The sequence below is a fragment of the Phytopseudomonas straminea genome (assembly GCF_900112645.1).
GTDB lineage: Bacteria > Pseudomonadota > Gammaproteobacteria > Pseudomonadales > Pseudomonadaceae > Aquipseudomonas > Aquipseudomonas straminea.
This window is the reverse complement of sequence record NZ_FOMO01000001.1, coordinates 256,052-274,535: the sequence shown is the minus strand read 5'-3', so window position 1 is coordinate 274,535 and position 18,484 is coordinate 256,052. Positions and strand designations below refer to the sequence as shown.

The following is an 18,484-nucleotide window of genomic DNA, read 5'->3' as shown; positions in this document are numbered from 1 at the left end:
GCAGCGCGAGCCGGGTGCTCGCGCTACCTCTCGGTTTTCTAGCGGCGTACCAGCAGCACGCCCGACTCCATATGATGCGTATAGGGAAACTGATCGAACAGCGCACAGCGCTCGATACGGTGGGTGTCGTGCAGCTGGGCGATGTTCTGCGCCAGGGTTTCCGGGTTACAGGATATGTACAGGATGCGCTCGAAGCGGCGGATCAGCTCGCAGGTGTCCGGGTCCATGCCGGCGCGCGGCGGGTCGACGAATACGCTGCCGAAGTCGTAGCTCTTCAGGTCGACGTCGGCCAGGCGGCGGAACGGGCGTACGTCATTGAGCGCTTCGGTCAGTTCCTCGGCGGACAGGCGCACCAGGGTGACGTTGTCGATCTCGTTGTCGGCCAGGTTGGCCAGAGCGGCGTTGACCGAGGTCTTGCTGATCTCGGTGGCCAGCACCTTGCGCACGCGGGTGGCCAGCGGCAGGGTGAAATTGCCGTTACCGCAATACAGCTCCAGCAGGTCGTCGTCGCGCTGGCCAAGCACCTCAAAGGCCCAGCCGAGCATCTTCTGGCACACCTCGCCGTTGGGCTGGGTGAAGGCGCCCTCCGGCTGGCGATAGCGGAAACGGCGACCGGCGACCTGCAGTTCTTCTTCGACGTACGGGCGGCCGACCACGATGCGTTTGCCCTTGGAGCGGCCGACCAGGCTGACCTGCAGTTCTTCGGCGAGCTGAGTGGCGGCGGCCTCCCAGGCGTCATCGAGCGGACGGTGGTAGCACAGGGTGATCAGCGCATCGCCGGTCAGGGTGGTCAGGAACTCGACCTGGAACAGCTTGAAGCCCAGCGCCGGGCTGGCCTGCCAGGCGGCCTTGAGACGCGGCATCAGTTCGTTGATGCGCAGGCTGGCGATGGGGAAATCTTCGAAGAAGATCGGGCTGTGCTTGTCGCCGGCCTCGAACATCGCATAGTGACGGTTCTCGCTGCCGGCCTCGCGCCACAGGCGGAATTCGGTGCGCAGGCGGTAGTACTCGCGCGGCGACTCGAACACCTCCGGTGCAGGCGCGGCGAATGGAGCGAGCAGTTCGACCAGGCGGGCCTTCTTCTCGGCGAGTTGGGCGTCGTAGGCGGCGGGGTCGAATGCGGGACGGCTCATCGGTCACTCGTGCGGCGGGAAAACGGGGCGCCATTGTAGCGATTCCGCTGCCGGCGTGCCGGAGTCGTCGATTATTGGTGGGGCTGGACGCGGAGCGTCCGGGGAGGCGTTCCCACGCAGAGCGTGGGAACGATCTTAATGCGGTCGTCACGTAGCCTGTGGTTGAGCGAAGCGATACCCAGGGTTGCAGCGCTCGAAACCTACCCGGGTATCGCTTCGCTCAACCCGGGCTACCAAGAGCGTTTAGAACAACGCCAGCTTGATCACGCAGAAAATGGCCAGCGCGACGAGCATTCCGTTCAGCTCGCGGAACCGCCCGGCCAGGGTCTTGGCCGCCACCCAGGTGATGAAGCCGAAGGCGATGCCGGTGGCGATGGAGTAGGTCAGCGGCATGGCCAGGGCGGTGACCACCACTGGCGCGGCGACGGTGATGTCGCTCCACTCGATCTCCGCCATGCCCGAAGCCATCAGCACGGCCACGAACAGCAGTGCCGGGGCGGTGGCGAAGGCCGGCACGCTGCCGGCCAGCGGGGCGAAGAACAGGGCGAACAGGAACAGCACGGCAACCACGATGGAGGTCAGGCCGGTGCGCCCGCCAGCGCTGACGCCCGCTGCGGATTCGATATAGCTGGTGGTGGTGCTGGTACCCAGCAGCGAGCCGCCGAGGGCGGCGGTGCTGTCGGCGATCAGGGCGCGGCCCATCTTCGGCAAGTGGCCGTCCTTGCGCATCAGGCCGGCCTTCTTGGCCACGGCGATCAGGGTGCCGGAGTTGTCGAACAGGTCGACGAACAGGAAGGCGAAGATCACGCTGATCAGGCTCACATCCAGCGCGCCGGCGATATCCAGCTGCAGGAAGGTCGGTGCCAGCGACGGCGGCATCGACACCACGCCGCCGAACTGGGTGACGCCGAGCAAAATGCTCAGGCCGGTGACCACCAGGATGCTGATCAGCACCGCACCGGTGATGCGCAGCGCTTCCAGGCCGATGATCAGGAAGAAACCGAGGATCGCCAGCAGCGCGGCGGGCGAGCCGAGGTCGCCGAGGCCGACCATGGTCGCCGGGTTGGCCGCGACGATACCGGCGTTCTGCAGGGCGATCAGCGCCAGGAACAGGCCGATGCCGGCGGCGATGGCCGAGCGCAGCTCCAGCGGGATGCTGTTGATGATCCACTCGCGGATCTTGAAGATCGACAGCAGGAAGAACAGGCATGCCGACAGGAATACCGCACCGAGGGCGACCTGCCAGGTGTGGCCCATGCCGAGCACCACGGTGTAGGTGAAGAAGGCGTTGAGGCCCATGCCCGGTGCCAGGGCGATCGGGTAGTTGGCGATCAGGCCCATGACCACCGAGCCGAAGGCCGCGGCCAGGCAGGTGGCGACGAACACCGCGCCTTTGTCCATGCCGGTTTCGCCGAGGATGCTCGGGTTGACGAACAGGATGTAGGCCATGGTCAGGAAGGTCGTGACGCCCGCGAGTATTTCGGTGCGCACGTTGGTGTTGTGTGCGTTGAGTTGGAACAGTCTTTCCAGCATGCGGAGCTCCGATGGCAGCGAACGCGCGTTGAAGTGTGCAGAGCGCAAGCAAAGCACTTCACGTGCCATTTCGCCTTGCCGATCCGCGAAAGCGCGGCATCATAGCAGCCCACCCCAGGCCGCGGCAGCCGTCTCTGTCGGCAAGTTGGCAAAGCGCGGGAAACCTCCTTTACCCGGCCTTGTCAGAGCGCTCTAATATCGCCCCGTCCGGCGCCTGATGCGCCGTGAGTTGGCACGCACAGGGAGGCTGCAACGCACATGATCATCGGAATCGACCTCGGCACCACCAACAGTCTGGTCGCCGTCTGGGACGGCGAAGCGGCGCATCTGGTGCCCAACGCCCTGGGCCGCCTGCTGACGCCCAGCGTGGTCGGCCTCGACGACCACGACCAACTGGTGGTCGGTGATATCGCCCGCGAGCGTCTGCAGACCCATCCGCACCTCACCGCGGCGCTGTTCAAGCGGCACATGGGCAGCGCCCAGAGCACCCGCCTGGGCTCGCGCTCGTTCCGTCCGGAAGAGTTGTCGGCCATGGTGCTGCGCAGCCTCAAGGAAGATGTCGAGCGCGCCTACGGGCAGCCGGTCACCGAGGCGGTGATCAGCGTGCCAGCATACTTCAGCGACGCCCAGCGCAAGGCCACGCGCATCGCCGGCGAGCTGGCGGGCCTGAAGGTCGAGAAGCTGATCAACGAACCCACCGCTGCGGCTCTGGCCTACGGCCTGCACCAGAAGGGCGAGGCGACCTTTCTGGTCTTCGATCTGGGCGGCGGTACTTTCGACGTGTCGGTGCTGGAGCTGTTCGAGGGCGTCATGGAAGTGCGCGCCAGTGCCGGCGACAACTTCCTCGGTGGCGAGGACTTCGACGATGTTCTGGTCGCCCACTTCCTCGCTGCCATGAACGGCCAGGGTCTGCCCGACCACCAGCAGCCGGCAATTCATCAGCGCCTGCGACGCGAGGCTCAGCGCGTGCGCCATGCCCTTGGGCAACAGCCGGAGGCGACCTTCCAGCTGCGCGAGGATGGCCGCGAATGGACGCTGCCAGTGAGCCAGGACAAGCTGCTGAGCATCTGCGAGCCGCTGCTCGAGCGCCTGCGCGCGCCCATCGAACGGGCCTTGCGCGATGCACGCATCAAGGTCGCCGACCTCGACGAAGTGCTGCTGGTCGGTGGCACCACGCGCATGCCGCTGGTGCGCAAACTGGTGGCCAGCCTGTTCGGGCGCTTCCCGGCCATGCACCTGAACCCCGACGAGGTGATCGCCCAGGGCGCCGCCATTCAGGCCGCTCTCAAGGCCCGCGATGCCACGCTCGAAGAGGTGGTGCTCACCGATGTCTGCCCGTACAGCCTGGGCGTGGAGATTTCCAAGCAGGTGGGCACCCAGCAGCAGAGCGGCCATTACATGCCGATCATCGAGCGCAACTGCGTGGTGCCGGTCAGCCGCGTGCAGAGCGTGTACACCCTGCATGACAACCAGAAGCAGGTCAGCGTACGCATCTACCAGGGCGAGAGCCGCCTGGTGGCCAACAATATCTTTCTCGGCGAGCTGGAGGTGGCCGTACCGCCGCGCCCGGCTGGTGAAGTGTCGCTGGATATTCGTTTCACCTACGACATCAACGGCCTGCTCGAGGCTCAGGTGGACACACCGCTGACCGGCGAAAGCCACCGCTTGGTGATCGAGAACAACCCCGGTGTGCTCAGCCCCGCGGAAATCGCCGAGCGCTTCGCCGCTCTGGAGGCGCTCAAGGTTCACCCGCGCGACCAGCAGGTCAACAGCGCTCTGATGGCGCGCCTGGAGCGCCTGTATCAGGAATGCCTGGGCGATTTGCGTGAGCACGTCGGCCAGCTGGCCGCGCATTTCGCCGCCATCCTCGAAGGTCAAGACGAACGGCAGATCCGCGAAACCCGAGGCGAGCTCACCGCTCGCCTGGATGCTATCGAACAGGGGTACTGATCGTTTATGAATCCCTGGACGCTGCTTGGCCTGGACGCTGACGCCGATACCCGCAGCATCAAGCGCCGCTACGCGCAGTTGCTCAAACAGCACCGCCCCGACGAGGATCCCGAAGTCTTCCAGCGCCTGCGCGAAGCCTACGAGCAGGCGCTGGCCCATGCTGCGGCCCAGGATCAGCCCTGGGGCGACGCTGCCGAGCAAGGGCAGGCGCCCTTTCCGGTAGCCCAGGACGAGCCCGTTGTGGCGGCCGCCGCCGAACAGCCGGCACACGCGCGCATCGAGCAGCTGCTGCAGGCCAGCGAGTCGCTGGAAGCTGCCCTGCAGCAGGCCCGTGAGCTGGGGCTGGAGGCCGATCTGCAGCGTCATCTGCTGGCCCGTTGCGCCTCTCTGGACGAAGAAGGTCTGCGCATTCTGCGCTGGGGCATGCAGCACCTGCAGTGGCTGTCGCCCTGGCAGGCCGACTACTTGCCGCGCAGCCAGTCCGAGGCGCTGGCCGCGCGGCTGCTGGCCCTGGAGCTGGAAACCCTGCAAGAGCGCCTGCAGGCGGGTGAGGAGCGCGTCGTATTCGACGCCGCCACAAGGCTGCTGGCCAGCGACTGGCTGCAGTCGTTCGACCGCCGCCTGCAGTTGCAGGACGGCATGGTGTGGATGCTCGAAGTCACTGAAGAGTGGTCGGGCGGGCTGTTCGACCGCCTGTGTCGGCTGTTCGGCTGGAACGAGGACACCGGCGAGCTGCCTTGCTCCGTGGAGCGCTGGAACTGGCTGTGCTGGCGCTGCGAGCGCCACGCCGCGGGCCAGCGCCTGTTGCAGCAGCTGAAGCTGGACTGGCCGCTGCGCACCGAGGAGCGTGCCGCTTGGTTGCTGCTCAAGCCCATGAGCGAGCGTGATGCACGGCAGTTGGTCGACCGCTTCGACGCCGAAGACTGGCAGGCCTGCGACGCGCTGGAGCATATGCTCACCGAGCGCTACCCCGAACTGCCAGAGCAGCTCGGCCTGCAGTTCGACGAGGACTGGCGGCGCTGGCAACCGCGCCAATGGACGGTGCCGGCCACGGTCTACGCCTGGCTCCTGCTGTTCACCGCCATGTTCGCCACCTCGTTGCAGGAGGCGAAGCTGTCGGTGTACCTGGAGCGCTCGGGCGGCTATCTCGGCCTGGGCTTCAAGGACCTGCTGATCAGCGTCGGGATAGTCGCCTGGATGGTGATTGTGTCGCGTGGCTGGAGCCGACTGGCGCGTTACCTGACGCGCCTCGACGTGCCGCTGAGTCGCCTGCTGCTGCCGGCCACCTGGCGTGATGCGGGTGCCGGCATGCTGGTGCTGCGCCATGGCCTGCCGGCGGCGTTGTTCGCGCTGATCGTCGCCGGCTTCGCCCCGAGCCTGATTTCCGACTGGGTCGTGTTCGGCGCGGCCTTGGCGCTCGAAGTGCTGTTTCTCGGCCTGGTCGGTAGCCGCCGCATGCCCTGGCCGCGCTGGTCGCTGTGGCGTACCGGCGCCTTCAAGGTCGACTACAGCAAGAAGGCCGAGTGGTGAACCCCTGGGAACTGCTCGGCCTGGACGCCGAGGCCGACACTCGCAGCGTCAAGCGCCGCTACGCGCAACTGCTCAAACAGACCCGACCGGACGAAGATCCCGAGGCGTTCCAGCGGCTGCGTGAGGCCTATGAGTGGGCGTTGGATTGGGCGCAGCGTTCTCCGGATGTAGACGCACCTTTTGCGCTCGACGAGTCTGTTACGCCAGTGCCGTTTAGCGATGCACAACAACCGATTGCGTCGTTGGCTGAGATCCAGCAGAACGACGATCGGGCGTGGGTTGCCGCTCTGCTAGACAGCTGTGCTTCGCTTGATGACGCACTGTTCCAGGCAAGCGAGGCCGGGCAGCAGCGGGCATTCGAACTGGAACTGCTGCGCCGCGCTCAACTGCCTGGCGACCAGGCTGATGAAACCGTGCGCTGGGCCATGGCTCATCTGAACTGGCTAACGCCGTGGCAGGCCGATTATCTGCCGATAGCGGCGATGAACGCTCTGGCCGAGCGCCTGCTCAATGCCGAACTGTGGAAATGGCATTCGCAACTGGAGGATGGGCAGGAGCAGGCGGTGCTCGAGTCAATCAGGCAGTTGAAACAGCAGCCCTGGGTGCAGCCATTTGATCGCAGCAGTTATCTGCAGCAAGGCGTGCTGGGCTTGCTTGAAAGTAACCTTGACTGGTCGCTGAACTTCTTCGATGAAACATGCCGTCTGTTCGACTGGGACGAAGCACGTGGCCAGCTGCCTTGTGACGACGAGCGGTGGGAGGCGCTTTGTTTACACCGTGGCGCTATGGCGCTACGCGCCGAGTTGCGCCAGTCACTGAACGAAAAGCAGCCGGGCTCACCATCGTCGCGCGCCGTCTGGCTCCTGCTCAAACCGATGTACGAAGGCGAGCGCCGCAAGTTGGTGGATGGCTTCGGCGATGCCGACTGGCAAGCCTGCGAGGCGCTGGCCTGGCGCGTCGAGCATCATGACGACCTGCTGAACGATTTGGGACTGACTTATCTGCCGCGGTGGCGGGATTGGCACCCGGGCAACGGCTGGGTGCAGCTGTATCCACTGTTCTGGTTGTACCTGTGCCTGGTGATGTTCGTCCTGAGCAGCCCATCCGAAAGCGCGAAAGACCTTGTCGTTTCGGTGGTTGCGGTGGCAGCCCTCGGCACGGCGTTGTTGTTCGTGTTCCGCTTGCTTATCAAGCTGTGGAACAGGCTGGCCAGGTGGTGCGTGGTTTCCGACGTGGACATCAGCCTGAGGTTGATACCGCCGCGTTGGGGGCGAGGTGGCAGTGGTCTGCTGTTGTTGAGGCATATCGTGCCCGGTGTGGCATTCGCGGCTCTGACCGCTCACTGGGCGGCCGATCCCATTGCGTCCACAGTGCTGGCGCTGACGACGTTCATCCTGTGTGTACAGTTCGTCGATGTCGCCTCGCGGGGTGGTGCGCCGGCTGCGTGGCTGGTCCGCGGCTGGCTTGTATTGGCCCCACTGGGCAAACAGCTCCTGATTTGGAGCTTGATCTTCGCAGCGGCGTTCGTGCTGTCAAAGATGATTATCGGATGGAAGGAAAAGGAGCGGGAAATAAAGGCAAAGCACCCTACATCGATTGAGGCTGCTTGTAAGATGCTCGGCTACACGAACCATGAAGAGTGTATGAAGGGCATAAGCGAGCGACGCGAAGCGATGCGTAACGCTGAACAGACCTCTTCGGAAACTCAGGCGCCCTAGGGCGCCCTTGCTGGAATCAAACTCCCGCTATCTGGCTAGGACGCTTTTTCATCCCCCACTAACGGGTCACGAATCCGATCCCGGTTAGATAGTGCCGGGAACAGCTTGATCCACAGCAGGCTGATGCCGATGGCGCCGAAGCCGCCGATCAGCACGGCCGGCACGGTGCCGAACCAGGCGGCGCTGACGCCGGCGCGGAAGTCGCCGAGCTGGTTGGAAGCGCCGATGAACAGGCTGTTCACCGCGCCCACCCGGCCGCGCATGTCATCGGGCGTCTGCAGTTGCACGAAGGCGCCGCGGATCACCATGCTGACCATGTCGGCGGCGCCGAGCAGCACCAGGGTCGTCAGGCTGAACCACAGTGAGGTGGACAGGCCGAAGCCGATGGTCGCTACGCCGAAGATCGCCACCGAGCCGAGAATCACCGGGCCGACGCGCCGCTCGATGGGGTGGCGCGCCAGGTAAATCGACATCAGCAGCGCGCCTACCGCCGGCGCCGAGCGCAACAGGCCCAGGCCCCAGGGGCCGGTGAGCAGGATGTCCTTGGCGAACACCGGCAGCAGCGCGGTGGCACCGCCGAGCAGCACGGCGAACATGTCCATGGAGATGGCGCCGAATACTTCCGGGCGGCTGCGGATGAAGCGGAAACCGGCCAGCAGCGATTCCACCGAGATCTTCTGCTTCAGCGGCTTCTGTTGCGATGGCAGGCTGAGCATCATGCCCACGGCGATCAGGTACAGCACCAACGCCGGGCCATACACCCAGGCCGGCGCCACGGCGTAGAGCACGCCGCCCAGGGCGGGGGAGACGATGGTCGCGGTCTGCATCGCCGAGCTGGACGCGGCCACGGCTGCCGGAAACAGGCCCGGCGGCACGATGTTCGGCAGCAGTGCCTGAGTCGTCGGCATTTCGAAAGCCCGCGCGGTGCCCATCATGAAGGCGATGACGAAGATCATCTCGCGGGTCAGGCTGCCTGTGCTGCTGCCGACCAGCAGGGTGATGGCGACGATGGCCTGGCCGCATTGGCACAGCGCGGCGACCTTGCGGCGGTCGAAGCGGTCGGCGACGTGGCCGGTCAGCAGGATGAAGAGAATCTTGGGCAGAAATTCGACCAGGCCGACCAGGCCCAGGTCGAGCACGTTGCCGGTGAGGCTGTACATCTGCCAGCCAATGGCCACGGTGAGCATCTGGAAGCCGCTGGCGGTAAACACCCGTGCCAGCCAGAAGCGGATAAAAGGCGTGTGATGACGCAGTAGCAACTGACCATGGACGGACATTGGAGTACTTAGGCGGCTAACGACGGCCGCTCAGCCTAACACGACCGCTGTAACATTTGGATGCAGGTTGTCTGATGACTTCAACTCATCAGCGCTGCCCACGACGTGGTACTTAGAATCTGTCCATTATCTTTATGCTCAGGTTCGTCGACTTTGGCGGCTGAGTGGCGGAAGCGAGCACTGCTCTTTTGTGGGAGCGGCTTTAGCCGCGAGCTCTTTGTTTGCCTTGATAAAAAGCTCGGGGCTGAAGCCCCTCCTACGAATCGCCGGATGGCTGCTTCTGCCTTGTAGTTGCCGTTTCATGCACATGCAAGACTTTGAACAGGCTCTTAGTGAATCAACCCGCTGAGCAGCCACAGACCCAGCAGCAGCCAGATCAGCCCACCGATCACCGAGCCGCGCATGAACGAGCGAACCGCGCTGTACAGCAGTATCAGCCCCAGTAGCAGCACGGCGATACTGAGCAGCGACGGGGTAACGCCGAGGGCGCCGGATAGGCCGTCGATAAAGCTGGATACCGCGCCGGCGAGCGCGCCGAATACGCCGCTCAGAGCGTCGACGATAAAGCGGATGAACGAGCCGAATGCCTCGCCCAGTGATTCGAAAAAGCCTTCTACGCGCATGCAGGGATTCCTGAGTAACGACAAGGCGTCAAGCGCCAGGGTGCTGACTATTGAGCCGTTGCGGTGAGGCGGAGTTCCCGGATTCTGCGGCTGGCGCCATTCACGTGCCTAGCATGGCCTTGAGCTTGGCGGCCAGAGAGTCGAAAGAGAATGGCTTGGCGATCATGTCCATGCCGTCACCCAGGTAGCCGTCGCGCAGCTCGGCGCCCTCGGCGTAGCCAGTGGCGAACAGCACCTTGAGGCCCGGCTGGCGCTGCCGAGCGGCGTCGGCGAGCTGGCGGCCGTTCATGCCCGGCAGGCCGACATCGGTGAGCAGCAGGTCGAGTGGTGCGTGCTGCTCCAGGAGGCCCAGGGCACTCTGTGCGTCACTGGCCTGGATCAGCTGGTAGCCGAGTTCTTCGAGCACTTCGATCATCAGCATGCGCACCACCTGATCGTCTTCCACCACCAGGATGCGCTCGCCGGTGCCGCGCGGTGCGTCACGTCGGGCATCGGCCTGCTGCGCGGTAGGTGCCTCGGGTAGGCGCGGCAGATATAGATCCAGGGTGGTGCCGTGGCCGACCTGGCTTTCCAGGTGCAGGTAGCCGCCAGTCTGCTTGACGAAGCCATAGACCATCGACAGGCCCAGGCCGGTTCCCTGGCCGATGGGCTTGGTGGTGAAGAAGGGTTCGAAGGCGTGACGGATGATTTCCTCGGGCATGCCGCAGCCGGTGTCGCTGACCGACAGCAGCAGGTAATCGCCGGGCGGTACCTGGTAGTTGTGCGCCTCGCTTTCGCCAAGCTGAGTGTTGCGGGTCTCGATGCGCAGCGTGCCGCCTTCGGGCATGGCATCGCGGGCATTGATGGCCAGGTTGATCAGCGCGTTTTCCAGCTGGTGGCTGTCGCTGCGGGTCGGCCACAGGTCGTCGGACAACTGGATTTCCAGGGCGATCTGCTCGCCCAGGGTGCGCACCAGCAGGTCTTCGAGGGCACATACCAAGGCGTTGACCTGCACCGGGCGCAGGTCCAGCGACTGGCGCCGGGCGAAGGCCAGCAGGCGATGGGTCAGCGAGGCGCCGCGGTTGGCCGAGGCGATGGCGGCGTCGACAAAGCGGGCCAGCTGCGGGTGATCATTGGCTGGAAGCTTGCGCTGGATCAGCTCCAGGCTGCCGAGGATGCCGGCCAGAAGATTGTTGAAGTCGTGGGCGATGCCGCCGGTGAGTTGGCCGATGGCTTCCATCTTCTGCGCCTGGCGCAGCTGCTCTTCGGCCTGGATGCGCTGCAGGACGGCTTCGCTGACCCGTTCCTCGAGGGTCTGGGTCAGTTGGCGTAGCGCCAGTTCGGTGCGCTTGCGCTCGTCGATGTCCATCAGCACACCGGGAAAGCGCAGTTGCGTGCCGTCGGCGGCCAGCTCGCAGCGGCCGTTGGCCTCGATCCAGCGATAGCTGCCGTCGGCCCGGCTTACCCGGTACTCGGCGCGGTAAGCGCCGCCGTTGGCGATGGCACGTTCGATCGACGCGCGCACACCGGGGCGATCTTCCGGGTGGATGGCGGCGGTCACCTGATCCAGCGCCATACCGCTGGCGGCCTGCTGCGGGTCGGCGGCGAAGGCACGGGCGAAGCGTTCGTCACCCGTGACCCGGTCATCCGGAATGTCCCACACCCAAGTGCCGAGCACCGCGCCGGCGTCGAGCGCCAGTTCGATACGCTCCTTGGCGCTGCGCAGCTCTGCCTCGGCCTGGGTGCGCTGCTCGATGGCGACCACCTGGCGGGTGGTCTCCACCACGATGCACATCATGCCGTGGGATTGGCCGGTGTTATCGAGCAGCGGGTTGTAGTAGAGGTTCATCCAGGCATCTTCCTGCAGGCCGGGGCGGCGCAGCGGCAGGTAGAGGTTTTCCTGGCACATAGAGCGACCGCTCAGGCCCATGGCAATCACATGGCGGTTCCATTCGGCGATCTCCGGCCAGGCCTCTTCGGCCGGCAGGCCAAAGATTCCCGGGTGGCGCTGGCCAGCGAATGCCGCGTAGGCGTCGTTGTAGATCAGCACACCGTGCTCGCCACACAGCAGCACGATAGGTGTCGGCGAGGAGAGGATCAGCTGCGTGGTGCTGACCAGCACATCCGGCCACTGCGCGATGGGGCCGAGGGCGGTGGCGGCCCAGTCGAAGCGGCGGATGAGCTCGACCGTGTCGCCGGTCTGGCCGGCGAACAGGCTGGATGGGGAGAGTGGGGGGGGCGTCGCGGACATTGGTCTGGGGAGCCTATCCTGGCGAGAGGGCCGCTGCGGCGACCCGCTTGCAGGCCGTGGCGTAGCTGGGTTCAGGGTTTGCCGTTGGCGAAGGCGTGCTGCAGTTTTTCCGCCAGTTCGTCACTGCGATAAGGCTTCTGCACGATAAAGGCTTCATCGGCATCCAGCCCGCCAATCTCGGCATAACCGGTGACGAACACCACCGGCAGTTCTGGATAGCGGCGTCGCACCGCCTGGGCCAGTTCGGCGCCGTTCATGCCCGGCATGGCAAAGTCGGCAAGCAGCAGGTCGATGTCGTCATCAAGCTTGGTCAAGGCATCCATGCCGCTGTGCGCCTCGCGCACCTGATAGCCCAGGGCATCAAGGGTTAGGGCGGTAACTTCGCGAACCCGCGGGTCGTCGTCGACCAGCAGGATGGTGCGCTGGTCTCCCGGCTCGGCGACCGGCCGCGGTTGGCTGGACACCTGCTCCTCGGGCTGTACCACGTTGCGCAAACCCGGCAGGTAGACCTTGACCGTGGTGCCCACGCCCATTTTGGTAAGAATGCGTGCGCCGCCGCCGGACTGCTTGGCGAAACCGAACACCTGGGCCAGACCGAGGCCCGAGCCCTTGCCGATCTCCTTGGTGGTGAAGAACGGCTCGAAGGCCTTGGCCAGCACCGCTTCGCTCATACCGCTACCGGAATCCTGCACCGACAGCACCACGTAGTCGCCGGGCTCCGGATCTTCCGGGCGCCTGGGCATTTCGCTGATCACCTCGTTACTGGTGCTCAGGCGCAGGGTGCCGCCTACGCCCATGGCGTCGCGGGCGTTGATCGCCAGGTTGAGGATGATCAGCTCGATCTGCGTCGGGTCGACCCGGGCGTGCCACAGGTCCGGCTCGGTGGCGGTCTCGATCAGCACGCTGCCACCCAGGGTGCTCTTCAGCAGTTCGAGCATGCCCTGCACAGTTTCACCAAGATTGACGGCCTCCGGCACCAGGCGCTGGCGCCGCGAGAAGGCCAGTAGCTGAGCGGTCAACTTGGCGCCGCGCTCGCCGGCATCGGTGATGTTCTGCAGACGGCCGCGGGCTTTGTCCAGGTTGCCCTTTTCCAGGTCGCGGATCAGGAAGCTGGTACTGGTCAGCACCACCGTCAGGAGATTGTTGAAGTCGTGGGCTACGCCTGCGGTGAGCTGGCCGACTGCTTCAAGACGCTGCATCTGCTGCAGGGTCGCTTCAACGCGCTCGCGTTCGGCGATCTGCTCGCGCAGTTGCTGGTTGGTGGCGGCCAGTTCCTCGACCACCGCTCGCTCATGAGTGATGTCGCGCACGGTGGCGTACAGCAGGTCGTCATCGCGCACCACGATCCACGACAGCCAGTGGTAGTCGCCGTTGGCGTGGCGCATGCGGTTGACGAAACGCACCGAGCCGTTATCCGAGGTCACCCGTTCGATGTGCGCTTGGGTGTCCTGCTGGTCGTCGGTATGTACCAGTTCCCACAGCGGGCCTTGGGTGAGTTGCTGGCGCGTCCAGCCCAGAGTTTGTTCCCAGGCGGGGTTCAGGGCGCTGGAGCGCATGTCGAAACGCAACACGGCGAGCAGGTCACGGGACAGTTCCCAGTTACGGTCGCGCTCGCGGGTACGTTTCTCGACGCGCTCGCCGAGCACATCATTGAGACGCAGCAGGGCCTCGTTTGCCTGCTTCTGCTCGGTGATGTCGTGCAGCACGCCGAGAAAACGGGTGCACTGGCCATCGTCGAAGAACGCCTGGCCGCGCGCGGAAATCCAGCGTTTGCTGCCATTGCTCAGGGGCAGGCGGAATTCGGCCTGGAACTCATTGCCGCTGTCGGTGGCCAGCGCCTCGTTGACCCGCTGGCGCAACTGGGCGCGGTCGTCCTCGTGGCAACGGCCGAGGAACAGCTCCATGCTGACGTTGGCATCCGGCTCCAGCTCATAGAGGGCGTGGCAGCGTTCGTCCCAGATCAGCGTGTCGGTGGCCGGTACGTAATCCCACATGCCCATGCGCGCCGCGCCGATGGCCAGCCGCGCGCGGGCTTCGACGGTCTGCAGGGTGTCTTCCACCCGGCGCCGTTCTTCGCGCTCGTTGACCTCGGCCATGGCGCGGTCGATGGCCTTGGGCAGAAACGGCAGGTTCTGTTTGAGCACGTAGTCGACGGCGCCCAGGCGCATCATTTCCACCGCATGTTCTTCGCCGAACATGCCGGAGAGGAAGATGAATGGTGTTTGCGGTGCCTGGCGGCGAGCCACTTCCAGCGCCTGGGCGCCGGACGAGCCTGGCAACAGGTAGTCGGAAAGAATCAGGTCGAAGCGCTCGTTCTGAAGTGCGCGCTCGGCGGCTTCATGGTCATAGACCAGGGTGCAGTCGACAACCAGACCATTGCGTTCCAGTGCGAGCAGGGCCAGCTCCGCGTCATGCGGGCTGTCTTCGATGAACAGCAGTTTCAGAGGCACAAGCGGCATGGAGAGGTCGTCGATTACGGTCTGGTTTAGGACTGGATGGTACGCAAGCGGTACAGGTGATCAGTTGCCATCGGCTTGCTGCTCGTCGTCCTTGGCGCGCCGCTGCAGGCGCATGGAACCGGGTGGCGGCTCGTTGAGTACGGCCCAGAACACGCCCAAGTCGGAAATGGCCGAGACGAAAGCCTTGAATTCGACCGGTTTGACCACGTAGGCGTTCACGTTCAATTCATAGGCGCGCTGCAGGTCCGGGCCTTCGCGCGAGGAGGTGAGCATGACGATCGGAATGCTGCGCAGCTCGGGCGAGTCGCGCACCACCTTGAGCACTTCCAGGCCGTCGACCTTGGGTAGCTTGAGGTCGAGCATCATGATCGCCGGGTTGCCGGGCAGGCGGTCGGCGTGGTCGCCGCGGCGGAACAGGTAGTCTAGCGCTTCGGCACCGTCGCGCATGACGATCACGTCATTGGCCAGTTGGCTGCGCTCCAGTGCGATCAGGGTCAACTCCAGGTCGTGCGGATTGTCTTCGACCAGCAGAATCGGTTTGAGCATTCGTGTCCTCGTCCCGTTATGCAAGAACGGGGTGATGGCGTTTGGGTAACGCGAAGTAGAAGGTGGCGCCCTGATCGATCTTGCCCTCGGCCCAGACTCGCCCGTCGTGACGCTCGATTATACGTCGTACGCTGGCCAGACCGATGCCGGTGCCCTCGAATTCCTCCATGCGGTGCAGGCGCTGGAACACACCGAACAGCTTGTCCACGTATTCCATATTGAAGCCCACACCGTTGTCACGCACAAAGACGACCACTTCTTCGTCCTTCTGCTCGGCGCCGACCACGATGATCGCCGGGTCGCGTTCGCGGCTGTACTTGATGGCGTTGGCCAGCAGGTTGCGCAGGGCCAGATGCAGGAAGGCGGCATCGGCCACTACCCGTGGCAGCGGCTGGATGTGCCATTCCAGGTTGCGGTTCTGGTAGTCGGGCTTCATTTCTTCGCGGATCGATTCGACCAGCGCATGCAGATTCACGTCGGTGAAACGCAGCGCCGAGCGGCCCATCTGCGAGAAGCTCAGCAGGTTGTCCACCAGGGTGCCGGCGAAGCGTGCCGATTCGGCGATGTGCTCGAGAAAGCGAACCCCGCGCTCTGAGAGCTTGGTCCCCTCGAAATCACTAAGCAGCTCCGCGTAGCCGGCGATATGCCGCAGTGGCGCGCGCAGGTCATGAGACACGCTGTAGGAGAAGGCCTCCAGTTCCTTGTTGCTCTTTTTCAGGTCGCTGGCAAGTTGGGCCATTTCCTCGGCCTTGCGCAGCACGATGCCGAGCACCGCGTTGCGCAGCTCCAGGGCGCTTTGCGGCTCCTGTGCGTGCCAGGGTGTGGAGAAACCGCTGATTTCCTCCTGCCAGCGCGCAAAACTGTTGCGCGGGCTGAGCGCGCCACTGGCACTGACCGTTTTCTCCGGTTTTCCGGCCCATTCCACCACACGCTTCTGTTCCGGCCTGAACCAGATCAGGTAATTCGAGTGCAATTCGGAGATGGCCACCGCCAGCAGGCCACCCACATGGTTGGCCAGCTCCGGCAGCTCGGGAATGTCACGACCGACGTTGTCGGTATGGAACAGATCCTCGCCCGAGCGGGCGCCTAGCCATTGCGCCAGGGCATTGACCTGGTCACGCGGCGGGGTCTGCCCGATAAGATCGCAGTGTGAGGAGGAGATGATCGCCGCGCCGCTGGCCTGGGCGAATTCGAGAAAGGTATTGGGCAAGGCCAGCAGGCCTTCGCTGACGCTGTCGCGGTCGGCCATCGACGAGAGCATCTGCACGATATGGCGGCGCAGCTGCAGCAGATGCTGGGTGCGGGCGTGGGCGATCTTCGCCTCGATCTGCAGCGACAGCATGCGCCCCAGCAGCTCGCAGGCAGTGCGGGTCTGGAAGCCGACCGGGCGGGCACTGGCGTGGTGACAGGAAATCAGCCCCCACAGTTGGCCCTCGACCACGATGGAGATCGACATCGAGGCGATGGTCTGCATGTTGCGCATATATTGCAGGTGCACCGGCGAGACGCTGCGCAGGGTCGCATAACTCAGATCCAGCGGCTTGCCGGTTAGCGGGTTACAGGCCGGGCGCAGCGGCGAGGGCTGGTAGTTGGCATCCTCGATCACGCGGATACGGTTGGCCACGTACAGCTGTCGGGCCTGGGGTGGGATGTCCGAGGCCGGGAAGCTCAGGCCCAGGTAGCTGGGGTAACCCTCGTCGAGGCATTCGGCGAGGACCAGGCCGTTACCTTCGGGATCGAAGTTGTAGATCTTCACCCGGCCGAAACCCGTGATGCGTTTGACCTCTGCCACCGACAGTCTGCACAGCTCGTCGATGTCCTCGGCGCCCTGCAGGTGACCGATGAAGGTACGTACCATCGGATACAGGGTGTTGTAGGCGGTGACCACGTTGCTGGTGGCCTCGAACTCGGCGATCAGCACCTGATCGAAGCGGTGCGCGACCATGGCGGTCAGTTCGCTGCGGCGATCGCCTTCGAGAAAGCGCACGTCACCGATATGAAAAGGCGTGGTGTCATCATCGGACAACTGGGCAAGGCGCTCGGCCAGTACGGCGCCGTCTTCGAGCAGCTCATCCAGGTGCATGCCCAGCAACTGTTCGGGCTCGAGCCCCAGCCAATCGGCGACATTCTCGCTCACTTGCAGCACCGTCAGCGCCTGCTCGTCGAACACCATCAGAAAGCCCTGCGGCTGGATGCTGCCCGGGATGTGGATAGGTTCCTTCGCGCAGTTGGCGATCGCGGTGCTCAAGTCGATGCTGGTATCACTGGACGCCAAGATGATCTCCTCCGGTTCCAGACCGATCGACGGCGGTCTCGTGGGTGCCATGGTCTGCGATGGCGGGCGCTTTCGTCTGTGCACATTCTTGCGGCAGTCTGCACGGACTTTAGCGCCGGGTAAACCGTCTTCCACACCAACCGCCGGGCGGCAGGTCGCGAGGAACTTTGCCTAGAGGCTTGCCTCTGAATGCCGCCTGATTCAGCGTGCGATTGCAACATTATCCAGGCATGCTCAGTGCGCTCCCCCAAACCCGAGAATTTTCATGATAGCTGCCATCAAGCAGGCCTTCTCCCGTCTGCCTCTTGTACGCCCTAGAGTCTGGGCGCTGTTGTCGATCCTGCTGCTGGCAGGCTATCAGATGCATGCGCTGCACCTGGATGACCGGCTGTATTACTGGCTGACCACGCCGGCGGCCTCCCAGGCCGCGCCTGGCAGCCTGACTGGTCGCGAATATAAGGTGCAGGTCAACGCCCGGCCGGTTGCCGGCGTCGACGACAACCTCTCCGGCATCACCTACGACGATCAGCGCGATCAGCTATGGGCAGTGGTCAACAACCCGTCAGAGCTGTTGGCCATGAGCCGGGACGGTGAGGTGACGGCGCGTTACCCGCTGAGCGGCTTCAGCGATGTCGAGGATGTGACCTACCTGGGTGACGGCCAGTTGTTGTTCGTCGAGGAGCGCGAGCAGCGGCTGGTGGTGGTGCCGGTGCCCACGCAGGCTGGCGCGCTGTTTCGCGAAGACCACCGTTCGCTGACCTTGGGCATTGGGCGCGACGGCAATCAGGGCTTCGAAGGGATTGCTTATGACCGGGCCGGTGATCGGCTGTTCGTGGCCAAGGAGCATTCGCCGATGAAGCTCTACGAAGTACGTGGCCTGAAACGCAGTATCGACGGCGACTTCGGCCTGGAGATCATCGACCACGATGAGTGGATTCGTGATTCGGTGTTCGCCACCGATCTCTCCGCCGCGCACTTCGACGAGCGCACCGGGCATCTGGTGCTGCTCAGCGACGAGTCGAAACGGGTCATGGAACTCGATGGCAATAGCGGCAAACTGATCGGCTACCGCACCCTGGACAGCGATTTCGCCGGTCTCGGCAAGGCCGTACCCCATGGCGAGGGCATGACCTTCGATGACCGCGGCAACCTGTATATCGTCAGCGAGCCCAATCTGTTCTATCGCTTCAACCGCAGCTGAAGCCTTTTT

General features: G+C 64.4%; 12 protein-coding genes. 4 read left to right on the top strand and 8 right to left on the bottom strand.

The annotated features are described in order from the left end of the window. Positions 1–38 precede the first annotated feature (38 nt). A complete protein-coding gene (gene trmA / locus BM279_RS01200; RefSeq protein ID WP_093500191.1) occupies positions 39–1,133 on the bottom strand; it encodes a tRNA (uridine(54)-C5)-methyltransferase TrmA in 1,095 nt (364 codons plus the stop codon). 243 nt (positions 1,134–1,376) lie between these two features. Beyond that, the gene (locus BM279_RS01195; RefSeq protein WP_093500188.1) at positions 1,377–2,666 is read right to left on the bottom strand and encodes an NCS2 family permease; all 1,290 of its coding nucleotides are present in this window, start codon (positions 2,664–2,666) and stop codon (positions 1,377–1,379) included. A 258-nt stretch (positions 2,667–2,924) separates the two neighbouring features. Here BM279_RS01195 and BM279_RS01190 point away from each other — a divergent pair, with 258 nt between their 5' ends. From BM279_RS01190 to BM279_RS01180, 3 genes are read left to right on the top strand one after another with little or no spacing between them, the layout of a single operon-like run. Beyond that, entirely contained in the window at positions 2,925–4,616 is a 1,692-nt protein-coding gene (locus tag BM279_RS01190; RefSeq protein ID WP_093500186.1) for an Hsp70 family protein, read from the top strand. Between the two features lie 6 nt (positions 4,617–4,622). After that, on the top strand, positions 4,623–6,146 hold the full coding sequence (locus BM279_RS01185) for a J domain-containing protein (protein ID WP_093500183.1): 1,524 nt from the start codon (positions 4,623–4,625) through the stop codon (positions 6,144–6,146). Beyond that, entirely contained in the window at positions 6,143–7,864 is a 1,722-nt protein-coding gene (locus BM279_RS01180; protein WP_143103559.1) for a J domain-containing protein, read from the top strand. Before BM279_RS01185 ends, BM279_RS01180 begins: the two co-directional genes overlap by 4 nt. Before the next feature lie 35 nt (positions 7,865–7,899). Here the strand turns inward: BM279_RS01180 and BM279_RS01175 are convergent, their stop codons facing one another. From BM279_RS01175 to BM279_RS01150, 6 genes are all read right to left on the bottom strand, one after another. Continuing rightward, positions 7,900–9,141: an MFS transporter gene (locus BM279_RS01175; protein ID WP_093500179.1), complete on the bottom strand. Its 1,242-nt coding sequence runs from the start codon at positions 9,139–9,141 to the stop codon at positions 7,900–7,902. 329 nt (positions 9,142–9,470) lie between these two features. Next, a complete protein-coding gene (locus BM279_RS01170; RefSeq protein WP_093500177.1) occupies positions 9,471–9,764 on the bottom strand; it encodes a hypothetical protein in 294 nt (97 codons plus the stop codon). Positions 9,765–9,864: 100 nt separating this feature from the next. Next, complete coding sequence (locus BM279_RS01165; protein ID WP_093500175.1) at positions 9,865–11,994, bottom strand: hybrid sensor histidine kinase/response regulator; 2,130 nt, start codon at positions 11,992–11,994, stop codon at positions 9,865–9,867. Between the two features lie 71 nt (positions 11,995–12,065). Continuing rightward, positions 12,066–14,453 carry a response regulator gene (locus BM279_RS01160; RefSeq protein WP_093500173.1) on the bottom strand — a complete coding sequence of 796 codons (2,388 nt, stop codon included), beginning with the start codon at positions 14,451–14,453 and terminating at the stop codon, positions 12,066–12,068. Between the two features lie 60 nt (positions 14,454–14,513). Then, entirely contained in the window at positions 14,514–14,999 is a 486-nt protein-coding gene (locus BM279_RS01155; RefSeq protein ID WP_093500171.1) for a response regulator, read from the bottom strand. Positions 15,000–15,015: 16 nt separating this feature from the next. Next, positions 15,016–17,274, bottom strand: coding sequence for an ATP-binding protein (locus BM279_RS01150; RefSeq protein WP_093501195.1), 2,259 nt, complete (start codon positions 17,272–17,274; stop codon positions 15,016–15,018). Positions 17,275–17,539: 265 nt separating this feature from the next. On the opposite strand from BM279_RS01150, the gene BM279_RS01145 reads away from it, so the two are divergent. Continuing rightward, entirely contained in the window at positions 17,540–18,475 is a 936-nt protein-coding gene (locus BM279_RS01145; RefSeq protein ID WP_093500169.1) for an SdiA-regulated domain-containing protein, read from the top strand. Positions 18,476–18,484: the final 9 nt, after the last annotated feature.